Consider the following 22,097-nt stretch of genomic DNA (forward strand, 5'->3'; position numbering starts at 1 on the left):
CTGTACCCTGTTTCTGGAAACACTCATGAGTCAGGTCATGTCTGGCGTGGTGGACGCCATCCACGTAGAGCACGGTGCGCACTTCTCCGCACGGCGGCTGGACCTGGAGGGTCTGCAAGGTTTGGCTGCACCGGTCATGGCCTTGGACCACTACCGGATGCGCGGTCCGACGTTTGCACCACACCCACACGCGGGCTTTTCCGCCGTCTCCTACGTACTGGAAAGCTCGGCGGGCGGCCTTCGCAACCGCGACTCACTTCAGCACGACGTGGTCATCGAGCCGGGTGCGGTCGTGTGGACGCAGTCAGGATCGGGAATTGTCCACGAGGAGTTCCCCGCAGCCATCGGTCGAGAGGTTCACGGCATCCAGATCTTCGTCAATCAATCGCGGCGGACGAAGGTACTGCCGCCGCGTGTAATGCACCTGAAAGCCTGCGACGTTCCGGTCATCATGGACAAGCAGTTCAACCGAACCCGCGTGCTGAGCGGGCGCCTGTCGGGGGCGATTGGTCGCCTCGACCCTGCGGAGCCCTTCGACCTGTTTGATGTACATGTGATGGGCAGCTGGATCTACCCGGTACCGGCACGCCGTCACGCGCTGGTCTACGCGTTGTCCGGGGAGGTGGAGGTCCAGGCCGGGGGCGAGGTTCGGAAGATTCGAGCCTTCCAAGCGACCGCTGCACGCTTCACCAAAGCGTGCCCATTACAGGTCGAGCCCAATGGCGCTGCGCAGATTCTGGTGCTGACCGGTACCGACCCAGCCGAACCGGTGGCTGTGCATGGGCCATTCATCATGAACGACCAGGAACAACTTATCGAGGCTTTGGATCGCTACACGCGCGGCGAGATGGGACGGCTGCTGCCGCTGGAGGGCATCGCATGAAAGCGCCCTTGTCTCCGGAGCAGCGGTTCCGCCGGTGGGTATACAGCTCGTTGACCCTGGGCCTGATGCTGTTCCTGTATTTCATTTTCGCTGACCTGCACATGCCGGTGAGCCCGGAGGCACGCCTTGGCCGCATGGTTGTCCAGGTAGCACCGGAGGTGAGCGGCCGTGTCGTTTCCATCAACGTCCGCAATAATCAGAAGGTAGCGCGCGGGGATGTCTTGTTTACCATCGACCCGACGGATTACGCGCAGGCGGTGGCGGACGCGCAGCTTCAGCTCGAGGCATCCGAACGCGATAACCGTGCCATCGATGCAGACATTGCCGGCGCGAAGGCACAGCTCCTGTCCTCTCGTACGCAAGCCGCGGAAACCTCGCGCCAGGCGGCGCGCTACAAGGCGCTTGCGGCTGACCAGTTCGTTTCGCGGCAGGCAGCCGATGAGCTGGCATCGGCCAGTGCGGTCGCCGCCGCCCAGGTACAGATTGCCTCACGCGAACTGCAACGCCTTACCGTTGAGCGTGGGTCGTTGAAGGGCGACAACCTGAGTGCACGCCAAGCGTTGATTCGACTGGAGTCAGCCCATACCGGACTCGGTCGAACCACCATCCGCGCGGCAAGCGAAGGCACCGTCAGCAACATGCAGCTGGAGCAAGGGGCATACGCGGCAGCCGGGGTGCCCCGACTTGCACTGGTGACACCTGCGCCAACGCTCTACGGCGATTTCCGCGAGAAGTCGCTGCGCCACGTGGTGGCCGGGGACCGTGCTGCCGTGGTGTTTGACGCCCGCCCAGGCGAAGTATTCCGTGCGGAGGTCATTGGCATCGATGCTGGTGTTCGCAATGGCCAGCAAGCCGCCGACGGTCAGCTGGCCGTCACCGAACAGACGGACCGCTGGGTGCGCCAAGCCGAGCGCGCAAGGGTCAACCTGCGGCTGCTGGATGCGCCTGATGCATCGCTGATTGCCGGTGCACGCGCCACCATCCAACTGTACCCACACCACAGCGGTATTGCCGACGCACTGGCTGGTGCACAGATCCGCTTGATCAGCTGGTTGCACTATGTCTACTGATGCCAAAGCACCCTCGCTGCGGCACACATTGACCGAGAATGACTGGTCACAAGTCAAGCGCCTGGTCTTCGGGGGTACGCTGGCGTTTGCCGTGTCCAAGGTCTTCGGCTGGAACTACGGGTTGTTCTATGCCATCTACCCGCTGCTGCTGATGGGACTTGTACCGCTTTTCAATGCCCACATCGCGCGGCAGTTCCTGTACAGCGCGGCAGTCAACATCACCGCAACCACCCTGATCGCGGCCGTCTTCATTCGTTCTCCCTTTGTGATGACGCTGCTGGTTCTGCTGTTCTCGATGATGTGCTTCTGGCTGATGGCAACAGGAAGAGCCTTCCTCTTCGGTGCGATGTCGCTGGCATCCACCCACACGCTGGTGCACTTGGCCAGCTATCCTGAGACCGATGTCCTGAATCTCTTCGGCAATCATGCGTGGGCCACTGCAATGGCCGTAGCCGTGGCAGCAGTGTCCTATGCACTGTTCCCCGACAGATCGCCGCGACAGCCACCGCCTCGTGTGAAGAAGACTGCCAGCACGATCCGCCATCAGATTCTCCTGGGCAGCATCGGTGCAACGCTCTCCTTCATCGTCTTCCAGGTCGCGGATCTACGCGACTCATTGTCCGCACAGGTTGCCACCCTGCTGATTCTGTTTCCGATGACCTGGAGTGGTTCGAAGATGGCCAGCCTGCAGCGCATGACAGGTACCGTCGTCGGCTCGGTGCTTGCCCTCCTTATCCAGTTGCTGCTTTACACCCACTATGACCGACTTCTGTTGGTGATTCCCTTCTACGCCTTCGGGCTGCTCCTGTTCGCGGCCGAGCACGCGCGTGAGGCGTCAGGTCCCGCACGGGGCTTCGGCGCACTGACAGGGCTGGCAGCCCTGTTTGGCCTCGCCACTCCGTCCACGGACCTGTTTACCAACTCTCTCTACCGGATCAGCTCCGTTGCGCTCTCTGTGGCCGCCACCTTGTTCTTCCTTTACGCGACGCACCTTGTACTGAACCGCTTCGCAGCCACGCGGCTGGAAACGGCGGTGCAGTCCCGCTGAAATCGCCAGGAGACGCCCGCAGGGCATAGGGCGACACGCCACATGATTGCCCCACAGGTGCAGCAATCATATCCAAACGGCCATCTTTATCCCGTCCGCGCAGAGGAGCAAGATTCTCCCATCGCAACGACGGAGCACCTCGATGGCTCACCCCTCCCACCTCGATTTTTCCCTTGCCCCTCTGCACCGTGCCGGGAACGGCGGCCATTTCCGCGCCGACGGGCTGCGCGGCCAGACAGTGTCGCTCTCCCCGTTCCTGGGGGTGGACCACTACCGGATGAGCGGGCCGACCTTCCCCCCCCACTCCCACTCTGCCATGTCAGCAGTCTCCTACCTGCTTCAGGATTCGGAGACTGGTATGTCCAACCGCGATTCGATCGGTACCGAGAATCTGATTCGCCCAGGCGGACTGCATTGGACAACTGCCGGTAGTGGGGTGGTGCATGAAGAAGTTCCAGCGGAACCGGGCAAGTCAGTCCATGGGTTGCAGATCTTCGTGGCCCTGCCCGCATCCAAGCGTCACATCGCGCCCTTCCCGCTGACCATTGAACCCGATGCGGTGCCAGTGATCCATCATCCAGGGGTGCAGATCCGGGTACCAGTGGGCCGCTACGGAAGCCAACAGTCACCGTTGATTCCACCGACCGATGTGACGCTGCTGGACATCAGCCTGGAATCAGGTGCCAGCGTTGAAATTCCCTTGGCGGCTGGTGTCGCCCTGTTCGCGATGCCCATCCATGGCGCCGTCAGTATCCAAGGCCACAGGTTTACCCCGGATGATCTCAGCGTTCCGGTCTTTGCCGAGCACGACGCACCGCGCTCGCTTGTTCTCTCCGCGCAAGAGGGCGCGGCCCAGGTCGTGCTGTTCAGCGGCCAACCCTTCCCACTGCATTAATCCACCCCGAGGAGCACCACCATGAAACAGCAACGCTTCACTGCCGAAAACACCGCCCTGCTGCTGATCGACCACCAAGTGGGCACCATGCAGCTGATCAAGAACATCGACACCACGTTGGCCGCCAAGCAGTCGATTGCGCTGGCCAAAATGGCGAAGATTCTCAACCTGCCCACCATCATCACCTCAAGCCAGGAAGACAACGCGCAGGGCCCGATCCTTCCGGAGATTGCCGAGATCCTTCCTGAAGCGCACCAAGCCCGCGTAAAGCGTCCCGGCGTAGTCAATGCCTGGGCGTACCCGGAGTTCCGCGATGCCGTGATAGCGACCGGCCGCAAGAACCTCATCATGGCAGGTGTCACCACGGACGTGTGCCTGATCTTCCCGTCCATTGATGCCGCGCTGGAAGGATTTGCAGTTCAGGCTGTGATGGACGCGTCTGGCTCGCCGAGTGACCTGTCCGAGGAGCTTTCCCGCCAGCGCATGCACGACGCAGGCGTCGTGCTCACCACCACAAACACCCTGATGGCCGAGATTGCCCAGGACTGGTCCACGCCCAATGGCCAGCAGTTGATCGGCCTGCTGTTCAGCGATGTATTCCCGGCGATGGGCGCAGGCATTGCCTGAACCAGGTTGGCAACACGGTCGGGGCGCATTGCCCCCGACCGGCCTTCCTCACCATCAGCATTATCGTTCGAGGCACATTTGAAGCGCATGCAAAGCGAGCAGTCTGAGGTTCTGGTCATCGGCGGTTCGTTGGCAGGCTTGACCTTCGCCTTGGCATGCGGCACGCGGGGCATACCGGTACGCATCATCGAGCGGACCACAGGGCACGTGCAGGGAGGCGACAGCCTGAGCGTGGACCTCAACGCGCTGAAGGCAGTCACCGGCCTCGATCCGCGCAGCGCGCCTGTGTTGCCAGTGGTGCCGGCCTACCGCGAACTCACCACCTGGAATGCACTTTACCGCTGGCTCCATGATCGAGCTTCAAGTACCTCAGGTATCAGCATTGAAGAAGGAATGGGTGTGTCGGCGGTGAACGACGAACATAGTCAACCGTTCATAGTGCTGGAGGACGGAAGCACCCGTACCGGCCGTGCAGTCATTGGAGCGGATGGCTACCGTAGCCTGATACGCAGGTCGATCTCTCCGGAGGCGCCGTACGCGCAGTATGCAGGCTATCTGGTATGGCGCGGCCTTGTAGATGAGCGACTGCTTTCAAAACCGGTTGCGTGGCCCTCCGACGGTGGACTTTGGATTGATTTCATTGCGGGCTATCGACTGGTCGCTGCAGTCCTACCGGGACGCGATGGGTCACTTGAACCAGGCACCAGGCAGATAACATTCGCGTGGTTCGATGCGCACCAAGAGACGCTACTGCGCAGCACTGGTTCCCTGACCGAATCGGGAGGCATCGTGGGAACCTTGGCGCGGGGAACGATCGACGCCTCCGTCCGCGAGAAACTTCTCACCGCCATTCCATCGGTATGGCCGGAAATCTGGGCAGAGGCTGTCGAGGCAGGTATCGCGGGCGACAAAATTCTGAGTGGAGCGCCCATCGCGGAGTACCTGCCACAACGCCTGGCTCGAGGGAGAATTGCCATCATCGGAGACGCCGCACATACCGTCTCCCCGATGACAGGGCGAGGCTACCTGACTGGTGTGGAAGACGCTGGCGTCTTGGCGCAGGCGCTGGCTGACCATAGAGACGACGCACACGGCATATCCAAGGCGTTGTCGATCTACGATTCAACGCGGCTTCCCTACGCGAGAGGACTTGTTTCTCACTCCCGTCGAATCAGCCGCGAATACGTGCAGTACGCTGCAAATAACTGAGTTTGAGCCCCATGTCCGCTATCGGCCAGGAGCGGACCTCTACCCAACCCCTGATAACGAATCCTAATCCTGAAGCTGGATGCCTCCTCCCGCGTTTGGCGGAGGACAACTTCCGGCCCAAAGCACCTCACAACCCGGCGTCCGAGTCTTCTGCTCGACTGCGTCTTCTACGCCGCCCTCTACTCCGCGATTCCCAGTGCATCATGCTTTCTGATTTGATCTTCCGGCTAAGCACCGGCTCTGGATGCCCTGTCGATGGGGGGCGCTCCTCAAGGGAGATCGCTTTTCGGAACGTTGCAGGAGTCGAACGCTACCGGGGTGTCTCCTAGCTCCTCACAAGCGGTCGCTAATGACATGAGGAACTCAACCGCAAGCTTTCAAGCTTTGAAAGCCCAACCGGCGCAATTTCGCATTCCCAACCATGCGATTTGAAAGTGCTTCCACGCCTAATTGCCCGCGATTAATTGCATTGCAATCAATATGTTAGCCATATTGCAGGGGGTTGCGCGCACGAGTAGAGTTGTTGTCAGTGCGCGACCTTGCGCGGCCAGACCACGACTGAGTACGGCAGATGTCCGAAGACTCGCTCGAAACGAAGTACCTGCGCACCTTCGGCGCTGTTCTGTCTGCGGCCCAGACCGCGAGGATCCTTGGCTACAAGAGCACTGCGTCGTTGGCCAAGGCGCGCGCACGCGGGTCCCTGCCCTTCCAAATGTTCCTGCTGCCCAAGCGCCGCGGCTGGTTTGCCGACACTGTCGATGTTGCCGCCTTCGTGGATTCTGCGAAGGCATCGTCCGGCGGTTAGCCGCATTCCCCAACCCACCAGGAGTCCCTGAGCATGAGCTGAAACCGCCCTCTCTGACCCTGGAAATGAAAATGCCCCCGCGTCAACGAGGGCATTGGCCTCTCGAAAGAGCGAGAGGTAGGAATTACTAAACATCCCTAAGTTTAGACTCCTTCATTTCTTCCGCGAAGTCAAGCCGCCAGTGATGGTCGGCCAGACAGGTGTTGCCTTCATATGGGCCGGCATATGCCGAACCGCGGGAAGGTTGCGCCCTGGCCCGCCACGTCTCTCGCGGTGTGGTGCCACCGTGCACCTAATCCGGAGAAAACCATGCCTTCAGGAGCAGCCTGCCTGGGAACGTTCGACACTGCCCGGGTAAATCACCACAACCTGCGCCCCACCGAAACTTCCGATGCCGCTTGGCGTGGCTACCGAACCCGGCTAGTCGCCACTTTGCACGACATCACTCGCCACTACTCCGTTATGACTGCCGCGAACAGTCACCATGACGGCGGTGATATGTGCGCGGCTCGCGCCTTTCAGTCTAAGTGCCATGCCCTTGCCACCGCGCCCCTTGCGGTTGGCCGGCTACGGATTCAATGGGAGAGGCGTCATGGCTAGTCTTCCCCACCTTCTAGGTACCGCGTCAGACACCCCGCCCTCGTCTAGCACGGAGGCGTACACCGCTCGCCCACTCACGCCCTCTGAATCCACCAGACTGGACGCCTACTACTACCAGTCACCAAGGAATAACCAACGCCTGGTTGCTGTCGTGGAACCGTGCCGCTTGGCCTTGGCGCTGGATCTGGAGTTTGACCCAAGCGTGGCAACCTATGTTGAGCGCCCTAGAACATTACTGGTGCGTGGCCGAGAGGTTGAGCTCTGCTTCTGGATCTCCAGGAAGTGTGGCACCGAAAGCTTCATCGTATTCCGCAGACAGGCCGGCGCCACTGTTCCGGCGCTCCGCGCCGAACAGCAGTTTTGCGCCGAACTGATGGAAGCTTCACAGCGTGCGGGTTTGGACCTTGCAATCCGGAAGGTGCAGTCCATTCTTGCAGCACGGGTGGCCAATGCCACGCGACTTGAGCTGCTTCCTTATGTGCAGGCAGCTAGACGGTCGCGAGGAATCAGTGTCTTCATTGACGCAGTGATGACCCACATGAGAAGGCACCCCGTCAGCTCTTTCCATGCAATCGAAACGAGCCTGCGCCCGACGTTCGATTGGCGGGATATTCGCAGTGCGACCTGTCTTCTGGTACATCGCGGGGACCTGGCGATCAACTTCAATGAGAGGCTTCGGACCTCGTCGTCAGTTACGCTGGGAGCAGACCAATGAGCGGGGTGAGTCGCGAGGAGCTACTGTCCTGGGACCTGCTTAGTCCTCAAGGGCTGACATCAAACCAACTCACGTCCTACCAGGCTCGCGTTGACGCAGTTCATGCCGTCGCCGCAGGCTCCTCGATCGCTGCGGTTGCGAAGCGTCACGGGCTGAACGCCAAGACGCTTGCATTGACGCTGCGAAACGCACAGCAGACGTCCCCAGATGGCCGGCCGTGGGGTTGGCGCGCCTGCTTGCCCTACAAAGTGAGAAATACCAGCCCACGCCTTGTCGCAGACTTTCCAGCCGCTGCGGGACCGGGAGCATTCAATTCGTTCTTGAGAAAGCTCCCGGAGTTCGAAGAAATGCTCATAGGCTACGGCGGCCCACTGCCTTCGAGAAATGAGCGAAGCCCCAAGTTTGATCGCTTCTTCAAATCACTGAAGAAGACTGTGCACAAGTCCGTCCCGGCAGATCGCTATCCAGCGAACGATAAATCGTGCGCGAGGAGAAGCATCCTGCAGTACCTGAAACGACTGCGTCAGGGTTCTCTGTTTGTAGATGATGGCTTCGATATAGAGGACGCAACCCTCGCCAGCCAGCTGAACGAGGTGTTTGCACTACAGATGGGGGACTGGGTGCAGTTCGATGGGCACGCGTTGGACACGAAGTTCAGCGTTGAAGGTGAGGACGCGGATGGAAACCCGTTCTTCCAAACGGTCCCAAAGACTTGGCTGATAGTCGGCTACTTCGCGCTACTGAGGCTCTGCTGCAGCTGGAGGCTTTCGTTCGCCACCAATTACAACGGAACCGAGTTCAACGCGGCATGCGCAGATAGCTTGCGGGAATGGTTCGCTCGTGACCTCGTTGCGCCCTCCATGAACTATGAGCCAGGGGCGTGCATCGGATCCTCGTCCGCCATTGGTTTTGTCGCAACGGGGGCAATTACGAGTGTAGACAATGCGATGGCTCACAAGTTGCAGGTCAATAGAGTGCGGATGGCGTCCGAACTGATGGGTGTCATCCACTTTGGGTATAGCCATGTTCCTGAGACACGCGGCCATCTGGAGGCTTGGAACAAGCGTATGGAGGAAGCGGTGATTCGAAAGCTGCCAGGTGGGTTCCGGCCAGCGGGTGAGCTATCAGATGCGATCAAAACGAATGGCCACAAGTTCGAGGACTTCCCACTACAGCCAACGGCGCTCGAAGATCTCATGGATGTCACGATCTCGGCTTCGAACATATCGCCGATCAACACGCTCCAGAACCGCACGCCAGTGCAGGCACTACAGTCGTTTGCCGCATCTGGCGGATGGCTGTTCGCCACAAAGGATCACGAGGATCGGGCTCGGTCACTTTCCAAGCACAATTTCACCGTAACCATTCGGGGCGATCGAAGTGAAGGGCGTCAGCCTTATGCGCGACATGAACACGCGATATATCGATCCGCCTCCATGAAGAACAGGTGGGACTTGTTAGGCCAGACGTTCGCGGCAGAGGTCGACATCCACGATGGAAGGTTCTTGTATCTATACACCTCGTCAGGAGAGCTATTCGTAGTCTTGAGGGCGCTCCGGCCTTGGGGCCGCTCACCGCATAGCATCGCGCTTAGACGGTTGATCCATCGCCGAAGCCAAACGGGTGGCTTCGAGATCTGCGGTGCAGAAGACGCGGTCATCGCGTACAGGGAGCATGTAAGAAAGAACTTCAGCTCAGAGCACGGAGCTGCGCTTGCAGCAACGCGACATCGGAGGGATCTCGATGCGCGATCTGAGGCTGGACCGGTGGCTCAGGAAGTGAGACTGCCTGTGGCCGAGATCGCCCTTCCGCCAATACCTGCAGAGGACTTGTTCGTACCCATCACCGGCCGGGTCAATTTGGGCAGAAAGGGGGCAAAGCAATGACCACTTTCAACTACAAGGGAGAGCCCATAATCCCGACCCGCGGCATGGAGGATGCGCTGACCAAAATCATCTCCGCACTTGAGGTTGACTACCGCGGTATCGGCTTCCATTCGCTGACACGGTTTGGAAAAAGTACCCTCGCGCAATTCATCTGCGCTAATACTGAATGGACCGAGTGCAAGTACGTGGCCAGGCAGGCAAACCTCCGGGTGCTTGGTCCTGGAGAGTCCGCATTCCTGGATTGGTTCATTTCACAGCTTGGTTCACAGGTGATTTCACACCAGTCTGCTGATCGAAAGATCGAAAGGATCGTGAATACCGTTGATCTGATGCTCAGGTCGGCAGGCGGCGGATCGCTATTCTTCATCGCCGATGATGCAAACCTGCTGGAGCAAGCCGCCTTTCAACACTTCATCACGATAGACAACGCGCTGGAGAAGAAAGGCATCTCGCTCTTTGTCATCTTCTTGTTTCAGGACAATCACACCTCAAGTCGGCGCGAGGAGATCAATAGAACCACGGTCACACCTCAGGTCCGTGGACGTTTCTTGACTCGCTACCATCGCCTGCATGGCATCCGAGGCGTTCTGGACGTTGAGACGTTCCTGGAGCGCTTCGAGGACGAGGTAGAAGTTAGCCCCGGGGCCGGGCTTACCTTGCCTAGGAGCCTCGCGCCAGAGCTCTACGACGGGAACTTTCGCTTACGGCATTTCAGTGAGCAGATCTGGAATGCCGGGTGCAGCTGCCGTGCTGCCGCCGGGCACTCCGCTCAAGATGAGTGGCCTCTAAAGGCTATGCGCCTCATTGCGTACTACTTGGCAACCAGAGTGATCTGCAAAAGTGGCTTCAAAGAGGTCACATCCAGTGAAATTGAAATGTCGGTCGCCTTCTCAGATCTTGCTGCTTTTGATGGCGAATCGGGAGCGCTGACTTTCACAGCAGATGGAGGCATCAATGGATAGCGAGAGCGAGGTCAGAACTGTAGCCCACCTACCGCCAGCGTGGAGTGCCGGCATTTCCCCGCTCGGATTCGTTGTTCAGACGCTGAGATTCAATAGCCTTTACTGCAGTGATGGACATGGTGCATTCGGCATCCGCCCAAGGTACACCGAGGATTTTTGTCGTCAGCTCTGTCTCTCCGCAAAGGCCCGAACTTCGATTGCGGCAAGGATTCCTGCTGCGTCCATCCTCGCGCCACTGTGGCAGCCAACTGCTTGGCAAGTCTTCGGCGGTTCTGCGATGCACTGGCGTCCATACCTGTCGGGGTGTACTGAGTGCATGATAACTGGGTATCACTCGATGTTGTTTCAGATGCCCTGGGTCAACCGGTGTCCGTGGCACTCGCAACCCCTCACATCTCAATGCGAGCATTGCTCGAGACCTCTATGGCATGGCTTTCGCTCCGATGCCCCTCCCCTACTATGCCCATGCGGGTATGACCCGGTCTCGAGCCGGAATACCATTGACGAAGAAGGTAGGATCGAGGCCCTTCGTGGCAGCTGGATAAAGCGATATCTTCGCTGGGCCGGGGCGAGTCGAGGTCGGCGAACGCTGATCGGGGTGGGGGATGATCTGACGTCCGCCGAGGAGGCGGCAGTCCTGTTTCGCGGCAGGGCTTACCCTTGGTACCGACCGCAGCACGCCTCGTCGGACGTGCTCATCAGGACGTCTACCTTACGTCATGGCCAATCCGTGGAAGCTCGCTCCCAGAAGGCGGAGTTCTCGCGCCTTGCCCCGTCCATGGGGCCAGGTCGTGACTTCTTTCTTGAGCTTCCTCAGGCGCTTGAAAGACCGATGGCGCGTATCACGGCCTCAGTCGCGGCGAAGTTCCGCGAGTCGACCTTCTCGGCACGTGAGCGAGCCTGCTTAGGCTTGCCTGAGCCCTCGGAAGGTGGGCAGCCATCCTCCCGCGCTTCGGTTGTATTGCTCCCCGCCTACAGAGTCCGCGAGCACCTGTTCCTGGATGGCCGTGTATTGGGTAGGCCCACGCAGGCGGTCCTAAGGGAGATCGCGCAGGCAATGTCTCTCCTCCCGTCTGACAACCCTGCGATCGAGGCTCTGGCGCGGGCATACGAGCGGGTACTGGGCCGCGGCTTCGCGCGCTCCGCCCTTCACTTGCTCGGCCGACTTGACGGCTCTGCTACTGATGATGAAGCCGAACTGATCCGCCCAGTGGTGTTGATCAGACATAGGGTGTTGATCAGACATAGAAGGAGCTCGTGCTTTCTGACTCTGGCGTGGCTGGGCTACGCCGGCAAGGAGCGAAGCAGAGCCGGCGGTCAGGTGTAGTGGATGGAGGGTCGTTCCCTGCCAAACCTGGACCGCCTCTTACTAAGTTCGTTGAGATACAGAATTGTCTGCATCCGACTTCCAAAGGGCGGAATTGTCGGCATCTGTCCTTCCAGTGGAAGGAATGTCTGCGACTTGCATCCTAGGCCCAGAAAGATCTGCGTTGGATCATGGAGATTGTGGCGTTGCGATAGAATTATGACCCAAGGAATCAGTGACTTAGCTTGCCGTCAAATCTCTGCGACGAACATGGATCAGGATGTTTGCTGGCCTGCTCCGGATCCGCCAGGCGCGCGTCCACCAATCCTGCGACCGCTTGGCCGATCTGATCAGGGCGGCTGTGATCGGCATGGAGATTCGTGAAAACAGCAACCGAGACGCCCGTTCCCAGGTATCTGGCGAAGTACGACGTAAACCCCTGCCATGCGCCGTCATGCTCCACGATGGGACCCGATGGGTGGTTGCGGACAAACCAGCCCAGACCGTAGCCTTCCTCGGGAACCACGCCGTCGACCGGATACGGTGTCCACATCTGCGCCAACGTAGCGGGAGCCAGAACGGAGGCGCTGCACAAGGCGCGATCCCAGTGCTCCAGATCCCGCACGGTCAGGTACAGGGTGCCGTCCGCCGTGGAATTGAAGGTGGGCGATACCCATGCCTGGTTGTACAGCGTCCCTTCCCTGCGTTCGTACCCTGCGGCCCGATGGGGGACGATCTCCTGGTCGGATATCACCCGGGATGCGGTCATGCCGAGACGGCCGAAAATGTCCTCCGCCAGGATGTCGCCGTGGAATTTCCCGGTGATGCTGCGGATGACGGCGCCAAGAAGGAGATAATTTGCGTTGCGGTAGCTCCACGTTTCTCCTGGAGACGCCTCAACGGGCAGCTGGGAAACCTTCTGCACCAGTTCCGCTTCCGTAAAGTCCCGGCGCACGTCGAACGGCCCGTCGCGGCCGGTCAACTCGTCGCCGTCATAATCGGCAATGCCCGACGTATGCGAGAGCAGCTGGCCGATGGTGATCGCCTGCCACGTCTCAGGCAGTCCGGCCACGTGTGAGCGGATGCTGTCATCCAGGCGAAGCCTGCCCTGCTCCACAAGGATCATCACCAGGGTTGCGGTGAACGTTTTTCCAATCGAGCCAGACTGCATCACGGTATCCGGGGTGGCCGGCACCTCGTGCTCGATGTTCGCAAGTCCATACCCCTTCAAGAGCACGGCGTGCCCATGGCGATAGACGCCGAGCGTCAAGCCAGGGATCTGCTGCCGAGCCATTTCAGACGCGACATAGCGGTCAATCGCCTGAAGCTGGGATACAGGAAGTTCGGCCGGGCTTGCGGCCGCCTGGCACAGCGCCGTTGCGGCAATAAGTTTCGACAACATCGGGTTGCTCTGTGTCCGTAATGTGGTTGCTGCGTCCAGGTAGGATCCCACCGCCAAGCTGATTTTACCGGCAGGGTCGGTCCCGTACGAGATAGAGTCTTCGCAGAAGTACATGGCGTGCAGAGCGTTACACTGCAATCCTGGAAGGCTAAGCTATGGCCCGTAGCCGCTTGGATAGGGCCAGGACGGGAATTGCACTAAACCGTACGTCACGGTCCCACGAATGGAGAGCGATTTTAGATGAAGAGTTGGCTGATCGGCGTAGTAGTCACCATGGCATGGACCAGCCCCTGCGCTGCTCAAATCGCCCCTGAGTTGCTTGGCGGCGCGGATCCGGGCAAGCCGATGTTCAGCGAATCCTTCTACAAGGGGGTTGAGGGCAATTGGGTGCTGGTACGCGAACCCGTCAACACCGGTTACCATTGCTCGGTTAATTTCATCACGCCAGATTCCACCTTTTCGCTTCGTGGCCCCGCCGACGCTGAAATGGCGCGAAAGGGTCATGGCGGCGTTTGGTTCATCAGCCAGGCGATCCCTCCGGTGACAACGACCGAGATCGCTCCGATCACGTTGTCATCTACCAACCACCCCACGCAGAACGTCCAGGCCGCCCATGTGAGCATGCCGGGCCAGAGCAGTGGGGCGTTGTTGCTCACCATCGACGTGCGGAAATCGGTGAAGGAAAAGCCGGACAGCAATGAGCTCGCTATCCAGTTTCAGGGGAAAGAGGTGTTCCGCTCAAAGGTTGTCCAGCTGCAGCTGGCGTATCGCCAGCTTTCGGCTTGCATGAGCGTGGCTCAAAAATAGGCCATGATTTCAGCCGTTTGGCATGTTCAAGATGTCGGCGCAGGCGTCACTTATCTTTCTAGTGTCGCCACTTGCTTCACTGAAGACATTCACATCGGCAACCCTCAGCATCCCGGCGCCGTCCGGGATCAGCACATAGCGGACGTTGCAGCTTTTATAACCGCCGCCGCCATACGTCGCGCCGGTCGCGAGGTTCTGCCACATGACGCGATTGTCAAAGGCTTGCCCATAAGAGAGCGTCCGCGCGATCCCGGCCTGACGGACAGCTGGGTTGCCGTTCGCGGCGACGACCTCTTGCTCGGTCTTGCCCACCCACACCGGAATCAGGATCGATTCACTGCGCGATAAACGCCTTTTCCCCCGGTATTCAGCGGCGGCCTGAGTAAAATCCAGATCGGCCTTCATCGTCGCCAGATCGCCCTGCACCCTCCCCTGTGCTTCGGCTACTTGTTGCTGCATGTGCGCCAATTTTGCCTTGTGCGCTGCCGATTCTGCTGGCGTCAGCTTGCGGCCGTTGTTGATCGCAGGCTTCGGTACGTCGGACCACAGCTTTTCCCAGGTAAAGTCGGCAAGCGAACTCATCGACAATCCGTCCGGGACCAGTTCCAGTCCATTCAAGCCAAGGGCTGCCAGTTTCGGTCGCAATGTGTCGGCCTGAACCACACGATTGACCGACGCAGCTTCTTTGGCGCCGATAATGCTGTCACTGTTGCAGGCTACATTCCATGCCTGCCGCATCGTATGGCTGCTCGTACTTTGCCAATCGGTGGGCTGGAGATCAATGATCGCCGGATCCTGTTTCATGGACTTCGTGCCGCTGGCCACCCGGAATTCCACGGAATCCGGCGTGTCCAACATGCCGGTTGAATCAGCCTTGTGCTTGGTTGCGCCACGGCCGCGCTGACTCGGCTTGGGGCATTTGAACTGGAGTTGATATTCCAACCATAGGGGCTGGTCGATCGCTTCATAGACCATTGTCAGATCAATCTGACGGATCCGGTTTGGGCCAGGATTCGTGACATCATCGACCGGCGTGTGGTCGGTCACCGCGTCATTGGCGTACACATTGACACGCTTTCCTGCTGCACCCTGCATATCGATCAGAAACTCGCTGGCTCCGACTTGCGCCGCGATAGCCATGATGCCCGCGCCGATTGCGAGTTTTGTGATTGGTCGTGTCATGAGCGCTTCCTTGTCCGTTTTACCAACTCGCGCTCTACCGCGCACGTACGCTACGCAACCTTTGGAGCTTCTGCCGGAACCAGGCGCTTCCGGGTCGATCGTGCTGCACCGATGCTAAGCATCGGCAATGGCTCTGGCAACCCCCGGCCCCGCTTCAAGCTTGCGGCAAACCCCAGCACTAGACTGTGCGACAGGCGTTGCACGGCCAAGCGCGACCTAGAACTCCGCTTCCTTGCTTGCAGCGGGTTGCAGCACTTGCTGCCCCACATCATTACCGATGTTGAGGAGCCCGATCCCGCCAGAAAGCCCTTGTGCTCGCATGGCCTGCGATTGCACGACCGAAGAATAATCCGCAAAGAAATCAGGCTTGCGCCATTGCGCGGAAATCGATTCGCGGCTGCCGCCCAGATCGTTGTTCCAGCTCACCGCCTTCTGCGCACTGGGCGGGCCGAACTTGCGCTTGAGCAGCTCCATCACGCGCGGCTGCGCCTCGAACCCCGTGGTGTTGAAGCGCAAGGCGATCACACGCCCGTTGCGCAGCAGAACCAGGCCGCCTGCACCCTCCAGAGAAAAAGCGTCACCTGCGCCCGCGCCCATCGACATGCCGATCGGTGCCACCCACGCCGGAAACTCATCCGTGGCGAAGACCAGGTACCCGTACTCCCCTGCCCCGAACTCGGTATTGCCCACGGCCATGTTTGTCGTGCCGGGCGCGACGCACAACCCTGTTGCCGGTGGGGTGGCCTTCAGCGGTTCCGGCGGCGGGGTCATCAGCTCGTTGAACGCCCTGGCCCCCAACCCTTTGTTGCTTCTGCGGGCAGCTGGAGCGGGCAAGGATATCTGGCAAGCGGGCAGCGCTAGTGGTGCCCCTATTGTGATGCCGAATATGTCACGTTCCCCCGCAGAGACCGGAACGGCAGACGCCATGGACAGTAGAACGACAAGCGAACTGGCTGCTGCAGTGAAATGCATAGGGCTGTACTCCATCCTGGATCATGATTGAGGGGAAGTGTATCCCCTGTGGGAGGCCTGGCTTCACTCCGCTGGCTCGAACGGGGGTATCCGATCATAGTCGCTCTTCACGACGCGACCTGCAGGCCGACCGACGGAAGTGCCCATCCCACTGCGGCGGCGGCAGCATTGCGGCGTTCGATGCCATGTCGGTACGCGGCCACCAACTGCGCAACCTGGTCATCACCGTTTTGATGGACGGCCAGATACCACTTGTAGTGGAAAGCATCGCCAAGCGGCGCCGAATCACGCCATTGCGGATGGCTGGCATAGAACTGCTACATTGTACGGTCGCGGGGAATATCCCAGGCGCCGTTCACCGCCTCGCGCTGCGCACGCGCGATGGTGGCCCCCTGCTCTACCGGGATTGCGCGCTCGATTGCCACCTTGGCGGAAAGGTTAAACTCTGCTCTACCAACAAGGAGCTCCGTCAACATGTCATGGCAGACCCCGCCACCGCTCACTGAAGTACAGCAGGCAATTGTCCAGTTCTTCGACGAGCTTCGCTTGAATCCTGGCCAGGTACCGTCTTCCGCATCGATCAAGGCATTTAGTGGGCGCAGCGAGGCTGAAACCTTGGAGCACCATCTGCGCTGGCTGTGGGATGATCTGGAAGACTGGGTGGCCGAACTGCCTGACCCCAGCTTTGAAGGCCCGTGGCTGAGTCATATCACCTCGCTTGGCGACGCCCCGGAGCTGGCGCTGGCCTGGCGCATCCAGGCGGACGACAGCAGCCGCATCGTTGAACATGATTGGGTGACCGTCAACGTGCAGTACGACGGCGAGCCGACCGACAGCACAGCCCGCTTCGACATGACCAAGGTCGATGGTCGCTACGTGCTCGCGCTTGACTCCATTCGCGTCATCTAATGGGATCAGCGGCTGAGTATGGAGAGTAATGAACTCATTGGCAGCTGAAGCGCTCCCAATGGGTTCCATCGAAGCGCAGGATCGCGTCATCGCCAACAGTCCACATTGCTCCCGCGGTGGCGGATGCGCTGTAGTAGGCCAGATGTCCTTCCACGGGCACGACCACCCTTTCCACCGTGCTGCCTGACAACGCCAACAACTCCCGCTGCGCGCACAGATAGAGTGTTTCCTGGAACAGGCAGGCGTGTTCGATGCTGAGATGCGCCAATGCCGGCACAGTGAGCGTACGCCAGCCGTCCACGCGATTGCCGCGGAACACCGTGCCCGCATCCCCGGCCAGCACCACGCTGCCATCGGGCATGCAGTGCACTACACGAATGGTCCACACGGAAGGTGATGTTAGCGCCTGCCACTCCCGGCCATCCCAATGCCAGAGTGCACCGCCCTCCCCTGCGGCATAGATGTCGCTTGCCCCGAAGCCATCCATCGCGTTGAAACCACAGGTGACCTGGTCCACCAATGGCGCGTGGCAACCATCGTCCATCCGAACCCATCCGTCGGCGCTGCGATGGTGTACTTGTTGCTGCGTGCCGCACGCATACAACTCCCCTGCGATCTGGTGCAGGTGCAATACGTATGCATTGGGCAAGGTCAGCGCTTCAACGTGCGGTGCTTGGCCGGTCGGGTTGATCCGCAGCAGGCCGCGCCTGCCCAGCATGGCGAAGGCGAACGGCTGCTCGTCCGTTGCCGGCAGCAACGTTGCGCCGTACGTGATGTCGGGCAGATCATAGACAAAGTAGAACGTGCCATCGCGCATCAGCATCACCCGGGTGATGCTGGGGTCGTGGCCCTCCAGATACAGGTGGCCCAAGAGCAGTGCGACGTTGGGTGCGCCGGAGATGACATGGGTGAAATAGAGGTCCGTGTCTCGTCGCCCTTGGGTTCTGTGTCCATCATTGCTCATGCTGTTCGCTTGGTCTGAACCCGGTATTGTCCACCGCCATGGTCGTCGTGCCGGGCGCGACGCACAACGCTGTTGCCGGTGGTGGGGCCCAACGCTTGGTTCACTCCCCAGGCTCAAACGGGGGGATGGATTCGTCGTCGCTCTTCACGAACGGCTTGTCAGTGAACAGGTAACCGTAGAAGAACTGCCGCAGCCTTTCGTGATAGCCGCGGATGCGGTCCTAGTACGCCAGATGGGCCTGCATGTCGGTCTCTGCCATGCGGGTCAGCGCGACTTGCAGGCCAACCGACGGCAGTACCCAGCCCGCTGCCGCGGCGGCAGCGTTGCGGCGTGCGATGCCATCTCGGTACGCGGCCACCAACGGCGCGACCTGGTCATCGCCGTTTTGATGGAAGGCCATGTACCACGCTCGGCCAAGCGCTGGTGGCGGCCAAGTTAAAGAGCCGCCCCGGCCCTTGGCGGTTGGCCACCCTCACCCACCGCGTCTCGGTACTGAGCAAGGTCCTACCGTATTGCCCCCGCCTGCCAAGTAGGAAATGTCTTTGGATCCGTGGCGCCCTCTGCGACTCTCTTTACTTAGTTGGGCGGCCGAGCGCGACCGGCCTCGCATTCCCTTGGCGGGGTTCGGCGTGGCGGTCTGATCTGCCTCAGAATGGCAAGCTCTAGTTCTGCCGCAGACGACATACAGCAGATACATGGGTTCGCGGCGACCTGGCGCCATCAAAGATCGGCGCCGCTCAGGGCATCGATGCCATGCGGAGCACGTGCTCGGCTAGATATTCCTTCTCCGTGGCAAAATCTTCTTTGAATCGCTGGAGGAGGCGGCACCATTGGCAAGCATCTTTGCTGCCGTGAGTTGCGGTCGACTTTGGCACGGGCGTATCACCGCCGAGCCTGAGGTTGTCAAAGACGCCCCCTTCGTCACACTCATGCGATTTCTCAGTTGCCTGACGCGCCTGCATCCGCCTCCCCCAAGCGGGAATGGATTTACTCTTGAAATTGAACTGACCTCGGAGGGCGGATCCGGCTTGAGAGAATTCCTGTGCCAAAATGCTCACAAGCTTGGTGGCGCCACCAAGTACTTTTTCTCAATCTGCTCCACAGAAAGTCCTTGCATATCAATTTCCTTCTGAAGAGCCATAACTTGATCCTCCGTTAGATGCACTGATGGCTGAGGCTCAAATGCGACCTCAACCGTCGCCGAGCTTGGCGGCAAGTCCGGCCTAAATATCGCGTAGTCGGTAGGTGACTGCGGAACGGTAGACCCAAGTACGACCCTTGTGCTAGCGGTTTCGCCACTCATGGTTTGAACTCTGGCCACAGCAAAAGCCTTGGCTTGCGCTTGTCCATACGGGATATCATGAAACGCAAGATGCCGACTCCATTTAGGGCCACCCAGCAATACCGCAGCGTACATCGTCTTAGCTTTCAAGCTATCTACGCCGGAGGTGAGCATCGCGTCATAGAAGACGCGATGCACTTCTTGCCATGGGCGGTCCTTTCGATCGCACGCGACGTCATGGATAACAGACGCATTGCGGTATTTTCCTTCGAACGGTCCCCCAATTATGGGCCACGCCGCTGGAGGAATAGACGCCCCGTCTACTTTCGCACCCTTGGGAGCAAGCCACTCTCTACCAGATGGATCGATGTAACGGAAGTCGCTTTGTAGCTCCATCGCTCGGCCGTCAGCGAGCCATTTTGCAACAACGTCGCCAATGTAGCGACCAGGGACCGCTGCGGAGGCTGATGCAACTAGTGCCAGGGCCGACATGCCAAGCACAACAATAGGGTTTGCGCGCATCAGATTCCTCCTAAATGGGCCTGTCAACTTGAGAGCCGGATCCTTACGTCGCTTGTGTCGAGTTGCGCGCCGAAGCGGTGTCGGCCTAAAGGAATTGTAGGCGTCAGGCCAGCCAAACTGCCAGCTCCTGTGAGGCCGTACTTAACACAACGCCAACGAAGAGCCAAAGTGCGCCAACCGCCGAAATGCTGACCCCGCCAGTGCTAGACGCTTCGAGTGCACCCATGATCTCCTTATCAGCCGCCTTTCTTTCCCGCGTTTCGACCAAAGCCTTGCCGTGCGAAATGCTGGATTCGTTGTCAATTTGACACTCCGCACTTTCAATCCGCTTTTGCAGCAACTCTAGTCCTTGCTCTATGTGCGCCAACCTTTGCTCAAGCGGTGCCCCTTGATCTGGCGTGAAGACAGTTGTCAGCCTTCCGCCGACCACGGAAGCCCCTAGGCTTATGCCCTCAGGCTGGAGATTGGTTGGATTGCGAATGAGTGGGCAGCGACGAACCCATGAAGATAGAAGACTGACAACCGAAGGATGTCCGAAATGCTTTCGTGTTAGTGAGATGCCCCAAATCACTGTCCCGATGCCGAGAATTTGAAGAGCTAGACCAACGAGTCGAATACTTTTCTCACTCGAATTAATGCTCGATATAAACAAAAGGCCGAGCGCCACGCAAAGGCTGGCAAGATATAGCAAGCGCCATTCGTCTAGCCACGCAAGGAGCCGTTTTGATCTATGCCAGCCCATCAATACTCCTCATGAATGATTGTTAGAAACCAGTGCGGAACCATCGAGGGGGGAGGCCGCAGCTTCTGACCAAGCCTGGAGGTAGCTCATTCTTTGGGGGGGGGAACTGGAATGCAAGAAATGCCCCTCCCCAGAGACATTTCAATTTTAGCGTATCATGATCTCGTTTCCACTGGCGTAAATCGTTGAAAGGATAGCCAGTCCTTTTGATTTTCATAGACGAACGTCGCCTAGATGTAACGCAGCCAAGATCGCGCTGCCTATTCCGCACGTCTCACCTTCTGTCCGGGGCATAGAGTCGCGTGATTTCCTGCGGCCAAGAGCGGGCATTCGCGCCACCCCCGATCGGCATCGCTAAACAGCACAAGAGCCAAAACGCTCCGCATCTTCCAAGGAAGCCTCCAACAGGCAAGCATAGGTATCCAGCCGCGTCCGCATCCCGATCAGCACCCAGCCCATCAGGTACAGCATCACGAGCCCCGCGATCAAAGTGCCGGCCACCAGGTTCACATCAAACGCACCGGCCCAGTCGCCCCACTTCCAATTGCGAAATTGAAGATACAGGGCAATAAGCACAGGAAACGGACCAAGCTTCTGCAGCCCGCCGTACATCAGCCCCATGCGGTCGATCATGCCGACCCGCAGGTCTTTTACGAACCGAAGCCGGCGCTCTCGCTCTACCTTGGGGTACTCCCGCAATCGTTCCACCAGCATCTGCCAATGGTGGAACGCGGCATCCATTTCAATTGCATGCGTCAGTCGGGGATTGATGTATTGGCGCCCTTCCCTGCTGAGCATGAGTACGAATGAAAGGACAAAGCCAGCCACCTCAACGGCAAGGCAGATTTTTAGTATCTTCAGCGCCCAGAGTGCCGGTACCAGGCTTGTCGACAAGGCAGCCACGCTAAGCCCCAAGGCGGTTGCTGCCACGCCGACCCACAGTGACCAACGCTCCAGCTGCGATGCTTTGGGGTAGATGGTGGTGGAGGTGTAGGCCTGCACCTGCTTGTACAGCCACGAAAACGTAAGCATGGGCTGGGTCTCGCTGCTGAGCGGGCGGACACTACTTGCAACCTGCATATCCATTGCGGGTACTCCCTTGGTGACGGCTGGCGATGCTGCATGGGCTCCGGCAGGGACTGCCTGAAAGCCAGTTTAGCTCGGGCAGTCACTTCGGGGGAGACCCTCTTCGTTTCCGGTGATTCGCGGATTTACTGCGGGGCAGCGTTGCCGCCGCAACGCGGCATGCCGTGCTGGCAAGAGGCCCTGGCTGAGCCTGAATGATTTAGTGGCCGCCCGGCGTCGCTCT

The 22,097-nt window shown here is 59.5% G+C and carries 19 protein-coding genes and 2 pseudogenes; 12 read left to right on the forward strand and 9 right to left on the reverse strand.

Going from position 1 to position 22,097, the window contains the following annotated elements; translation table 11 throughout:
* The first annotated feature begins 25 nt into the window (after positions 1-25).
* The 10 genes from AC3ITN_RS09830 to AC3ITN_RS09875 all read left to right on the forward strand — a co-directional run bounded on the left by AC3ITN_RS09830 (position 26) and on the right by AC3ITN_RS09875 (position 10,700).
* Positions 26-883 carry a pirin family protein gene (locus AC3ITN_RS09830; RefSeq protein ID WP_489392809.1) on the forward strand — a complete coding sequence of 286 codons (858 nt, stop codon included), beginning with the start codon at positions 26-28 and terminating at the stop codon, positions 881-883.
* Positions 880-1,953, forward strand: coding sequence for an HlyD family secretion protein (locus AC3ITN_RS09835; protein WP_489392810.1), 1,074 nt, complete (start codon positions 880-882; stop codon positions 1,951-1,953). The genes AC3ITN_RS09830 and AC3ITN_RS09835 overlap by 4 nt, the downstream gene beginning before the upstream one ends.
* Positions 1,943-3,001, forward strand: a complete 1,059-nt coding sequence (locus tag AC3ITN_RS09840; RefSeq protein ID WP_489392811.1) for a DUF2955 domain-containing protein — start codon at positions 1,943-1,945, stop codon at positions 2,999-3,001. The genes AC3ITN_RS09835 and AC3ITN_RS09840 overlap by 11 nt, the downstream gene beginning before the upstream one ends.
* A gap of 142 nt (positions 3,002-3,143) precedes the next feature.
* Entirely contained in the window at positions 3,144-3,896 is a 753-nt protein-coding gene (locus AC3ITN_RS09845; protein ID WP_016903429.1) for a pirin family protein, read from the forward strand.
* Positions 3,897-3,917: 21 nt separating this feature from the next.
* Complete coding sequence (locus AC3ITN_RS09850) at positions 3,918-4,523, forward strand: isochorismatase family protein (protein ID WP_016903430.1); 606 nt, start codon at positions 3,918-3,920, stop codon at positions 4,521-4,523.
* Positions 4,524-4,610: 87 nt separating this feature from the next.
* The gene (locus AC3ITN_RS09855; RefSeq protein WP_489392903.1) at positions 4,611-5,732 is read left to right on the forward strand and encodes an FAD-dependent monooxygenase; all 1,122 of its coding nucleotides are present in this window, start codon (positions 4,611-4,613) and stop codon (positions 5,730-5,732) included.
* A 571-nt stretch (positions 5,733-6,303) separates the two neighbouring features.
* Positions 6,304-6,537: a hypothetical protein gene (locus tag AC3ITN_RS09860; RefSeq protein ID WP_102789238.1), complete on the forward strand. Its 234-nt coding sequence runs from the start codon at positions 6,304-6,306 to the stop codon at positions 6,535-6,537.
* A 766-nt stretch (positions 6,538-7,303) separates the two neighbouring features.
* The gene (locus AC3ITN_RS09865; RefSeq protein WP_489392812.1) at positions 7,304-7,852 is read left to right on the forward strand and encodes a hypothetical protein; all 549 of its coding nucleotides are present in this window, start codon (positions 7,304-7,306) and stop codon (positions 7,850-7,852) included.
* Between the two features lie 236 nt (positions 7,853-8,088).
* Complete coding sequence (locus tag AC3ITN_RS09870; protein ID WP_489392813.1) at positions 8,089-9,738, forward strand: hypothetical protein; 1,650 nt, start codon at positions 8,089-8,091, stop codon at positions 9,736-9,738.
* Complete coding sequence (locus AC3ITN_RS09875) at positions 9,735-10,700, forward strand: hypothetical protein (RefSeq protein WP_489392814.1); 966 nt, start codon at positions 9,735-9,737, stop codon at positions 10,698-10,700. The genes AC3ITN_RS09870 and AC3ITN_RS09875 overlap by 4 nt, the downstream gene beginning before the upstream one ends.
* A gap of 1,538 nt (positions 10,701-12,238) precedes the next feature.
* Here AC3ITN_RS09875 and AC3ITN_RS09880 read toward each other — a convergent pair.
* The gene (locus tag AC3ITN_RS09880) at positions 12,239-13,408 is read right to left on the reverse strand and encodes a serine hydrolase domain-containing protein (protein ID WP_489392815.1); all 1,170 of its coding nucleotides are present in this window, start codon (positions 13,406-13,408) and stop codon (positions 12,239-12,241) included.
* A gap of 240 nt (positions 13,409-13,648) precedes the next feature.
* On the opposite strand from AC3ITN_RS09880, the gene AC3ITN_RS09885 reads away from it, so the two are divergent.
* The gene (locus AC3ITN_RS09885) at positions 13,649-14,215 is read left to right on the forward strand and encodes a hypothetical protein (protein ID WP_489392816.1); all 567 of its coding nucleotides are present in this window, start codon (positions 13,649-13,651) and stop codon (positions 14,213-14,215) included.
* A 9-nt stretch (positions 14,216-14,224) separates the two neighbouring features.
* Here AC3ITN_RS09885 and AC3ITN_RS09890 read toward each other — a convergent pair whose 3' ends face one another.
* The 3 genes and pseudogenes from AC3ITN_RS09890 to AC3ITN_RS09900 all read right to left on the reverse strand — a co-directional run.
* The gene (locus tag AC3ITN_RS09890; RefSeq protein WP_489392904.1) at positions 14,225-15,358 is read right to left on the reverse strand and encodes a hypothetical protein; all 1,134 of its coding nucleotides are present in this window, start codon (positions 15,356-15,358) and stop codon (positions 14,225-14,227) included.
* Between the two features lie 255 nt (positions 15,359-15,613).
* Complete coding sequence (locus AC3ITN_RS09895) at positions 15,614-16,168, reverse strand: hypothetical protein (RefSeq protein ID WP_489392817.1); 555 nt, start codon at positions 16,166-16,168, stop codon at positions 15,614-15,616.
* 314 nt (positions 16,169-16,482) lie between these two features.
* A pseudogene (locus tag AC3ITN_RS09900) lies at positions 16,483-16,800 on the reverse strand (DUF3526 domain-containing protein); the annotation flags it as partial.
* Positions 16,801-16,843: 43 nt separating this feature from the next.
* Between AC3ITN_RS09900 and AC3ITN_RS09905 the strand changes: the two are divergent.
* Entirely contained in the window at positions 16,844-17,278 is a 435-nt protein-coding gene (locus AC3ITN_RS09905) for a hypothetical protein (RefSeq protein ID WP_489392818.1), read from the forward strand.
* 34 nt (positions 17,279-17,312) lie between these two features.
* On the opposite strand, the gene AC3ITN_RS09910 is transcribed toward AC3ITN_RS09905, so the two are convergent.
* The 5 genes and pseudogenes from AC3ITN_RS09910 to AC3ITN_RS09930 form a co-directional block, all read right to left on the reverse strand.
* Entirely contained in the window at positions 17,313-18,242 is a 930-nt protein-coding gene (locus AC3ITN_RS09910; protein ID WP_489392819.1) for a hypothetical protein, read from the reverse strand.
* 100 nt (positions 18,243-18,342) lie between these two features.
* Positions 18,343-18,648 (reverse strand): annotated as a pseudogene (locus AC3ITN_RS09915) (DUF3526 domain-containing protein); the annotation flags it as partial.
* A gap of 648 nt (positions 18,649-19,296) precedes the next feature.
* Positions 19,297-20,046 (reverse strand): DUF1353 domain-containing protein, encoded by a 750-nt coding sequence (locus AC3ITN_RS09920; protein ID WP_489392820.1) that lies wholly within the window; start codon positions 20,044-20,046, stop codon positions 19,297-19,299.
* Positions 20,047-20,149: 103 nt separating this feature from the next.
* A complete protein-coding gene (locus AC3ITN_RS09925) occupies positions 20,150-20,788 on the reverse strand; it encodes a hypothetical protein (RefSeq protein WP_489392821.1) in 639 nt (212 codons plus the stop codon).
* Positions 20,789-21,142: 354 nt separating this feature from the next.
* On the reverse strand, positions 21,143-21,874 hold the full coding sequence (locus AC3ITN_RS09930) for a hypothetical protein (protein ID WP_489392822.1): 732 nt from the start codon (positions 21,872-21,874) through the stop codon (positions 21,143-21,145).
* Positions 21,875-22,097 lie beyond the last annotated feature (223 nt).

This window comes from Stenotrophomonas sp. KH_036_B, assembly GCF_057839485.1.

What these genes read in the sequence shown, in the direction of transcription:
- AC3ITN_RS09860 (WP_102789238.1), top strand. Translation starts at nt 6,304, where the DNA reads ATGTCCGAAGACTCGCTCGAAACGAAGTACCTGCGCACCTTCGGCGCT.
- AC3ITN_RS09830 (WP_489392809.1), top strand. Translation starts at nt 26, where the DNA reads ATGAGTCAGGTCATGTCTGGCGTGGTGGACGCCATCCACGTAGAGCAC.
- AC3ITN_RS09875 (WP_489392814.1), top strand. Translation starts at nt 9,735, where the DNA reads ATGACCACTTTCAACTACAAGGGAGAGCCCATAATCCCGACCCGCGGC.
- AC3ITN_RS09880 (WP_489392815.1), bottom strand. Translation starts at nt 13,408, where the DNA reads ATGTTGTCGAAACTTATTGCCGCAACGGCGCTGTGCCAGGCGGCCGCA.
- AC3ITN_RS09920 (WP_489392820.1), bottom strand. Translation starts at nt 20,046, where the DNA reads ATGCGCGCAAACCCTATTGTTGTGCTTGGCATGTCGGCCCTGGCACTA.
- AC3ITN_RS09905 (WP_489392818.1), top strand. Translation starts at nt 16,844, where the DNA reads ATGTCATGGCAGACCCCGCCACCGCTCACTGAAGTACAGCAGGCAATT.
- AC3ITN_RS09925 (WP_489392821.1), bottom strand. Translation starts at nt 20,788, where the DNA reads ATGGGCTGGCATAGATCAAAACGGCTCCTTGCGTGGCTAGACGAATGG.
- AC3ITN_RS09855 (WP_489392903.1), top strand. Translation starts at nt 4,611, where the DNA reads ATGCAAAGCGAGCAGTCTGAGGTTCTGGTCATCGGCGGTTCGTTGGCA.
- AC3ITN_RS09850 (WP_016903430.1), top strand. Translation starts at nt 3,918, where the DNA reads ATGAAACAGCAACGCTTCACTGCCGAAAACACCGCCCTGCTGCTGATC.
- AC3ITN_RS09835 (WP_489392810.1), top strand. Translation starts at nt 880, where the DNA reads ATGAAAGCGCCCTTGTCTCCGGAGCAGCGGTTCCGCCGGTGGGTATAC.
- AC3ITN_RS09930 (WP_489392822.1), bottom strand. Translation starts at nt 21,874, where the DNA reads ATGGATATGCAGGTTGCAAGTAGTGTCCGCCCGCTCAGCAGCGAGACC.
- AC3ITN_RS09895 (WP_489392817.1), bottom strand. Translation starts at nt 16,168, where the DNA reads ATGACCCCGCCGCCGGAACCGCTGAAGGCCACCCCACCGGCAACAGGG.
- AC3ITN_RS09910 (WP_489392819.1), bottom strand. Translation starts at nt 18,242, where the DNA reads ATGAGCAATGATGGACACAGAACCCAAGGGCGACGAGACACGGACCTC.
- AC3ITN_RS09885 (WP_489392816.1), top strand. Translation starts at nt 13,649, where the DNA reads ATGAAGAGTTGGCTGATCGGCGTAGTAGTCACCATGGCATGGACCAGC.
- AC3ITN_RS09845 (WP_016903429.1), top strand. Translation starts at nt 3,144, where the DNA reads ATGGCTCACCCCTCCCACCTCGATTTTTCCCTTGCCCCTCTGCACCGT.
- AC3ITN_RS09840 (WP_489392811.1), top strand. Translation starts at nt 1,943, where the DNA reads ATGTCTACTGATGCCAAAGCACCCTCGCTGCGGCACACATTGACCGAG.